Raw genomic sequence first — 506 nt, 5'->3', positions numbered from 1 at the left:
AGGCTTCGCTTTTATATTCATTGAGCGGATCTTTTTGAGCATAGGCGCGCAGCGAGACACCCTGACGGAGCTGATCGAGCTGCAGCAGATGTTCTTTCCACGCCTGATCAAGAATTTGCAGCAGGATACTTTTTTCTACCATGCGCATGATATCCGGCCCGTAGCGCACGGCCTTTTCCGCCATCCTGCGGCCTGCGGCATCTTTCAGGCGGTCGCGGATTTCCTCATCGGCAATTCCTTCTTCCGCCGCCCATTCCTCAATTGGAAGATCAAGGCCGAGAATGCGGGCCGCCGATTGCTTCAGGCCCGCAACATCCCATTGCTCCGGATATGCCTTGGGCGGAATATGTTCCGTCACCATATCTTCGATCACTTCTTCGCGCATTGTCGTAACGGTTTCCGACACATCCTGCGAGTCCATCAATTCGATTCGCTGCTCATAGATGACTTTGCGCTGGTCATTCATCACATCATCGAATTTCAAGAGGTTCTTGCGGATTTCGTAG

The 506-nt window shown here is 52.6% G+C and carries 1 pseudogene; it reads right to left on the bottom strand.

From position 1 onward, the window contains the following. Nucleotides 1-506 (bottom strand): annotated as a pseudogene (secA, locus tag B2W52_RS17880) (preprotein translocase subunit SecA); the annotation flags it as partial.

It is taken from the genome of Marinobacter sp. UBA2498, from assembly GCF_002341575.1.
In the GTDB taxonomy this organism is placed as follows: Bacteria; Pseudomonadota; Gammaproteobacteria; order Pseudomonadales; family Oleiphilaceae; genus Marinobacter; species Marinobacter manganoxydans.
Note: the sequence above shows the minus strand (reverse complement) of the source record. Positions and strands in the feature narration are given on the sequence as shown.